This is a genomic window from Vibrio sp. 10N.222.52.B7 (assembly GCF_041474275.1).
GTDB classification, from domain to species: Bacteria; Pseudomonadota; Gammaproteobacteria; order Enterobacterales; family Vibrionaceae; genus Vibrio; species Vibrio crassostreae_C.
This window is the reverse complement of sequence record NZ_JBFRTU010000822.1, coordinates 1-259: the sequence shown is the minus strand read 5'-3', so window position 1 is coordinate 259 and position 259 is coordinate 1. Positions and strand designations below refer to the sequence as shown.

At 39.0% G+C, this 259-nt stretch carries 1 protein-coding gene; it reads left to right on the top strand.

The genetic code is table 11. From position 1 onward, the window contains the following. Nucleotides 1-89: 89 nt before the first annotated feature. A partial coding sequence (ccoS, locus tag AB4512_RS25465; protein ID WP_372176242.1) for a cbb3-type cytochrome oxidase assembly protein CcoS occupies nucleotides 90-259 on the top strand: 170 nt, incomplete at its 3' end.

The following is a 259-nucleotide window of genomic DNA, read 5'->3' as shown; positions in this document are numbered from 1 at the left end:
GCTCCTTACATTGCCGTTGTTGGCATGTCTGCTAGCTCTATTATTGTAGTATCTAACTCGTTAAGGCTTTTAAAAGAGCAAGGTAAATAATGGAAAGTTTATACATACTCATTCCAATTGCGATCGTACTTGTATGTATCGCGGTTGGAATCTTTCTATGGGCAGTGAAGAGCGAGCAGTTTGAAGACCTTGAACGCCAAGGCCATAACATTCTGTTTGATGAAGATACTAATGTTCATCATCATTCTGATAGTAAACC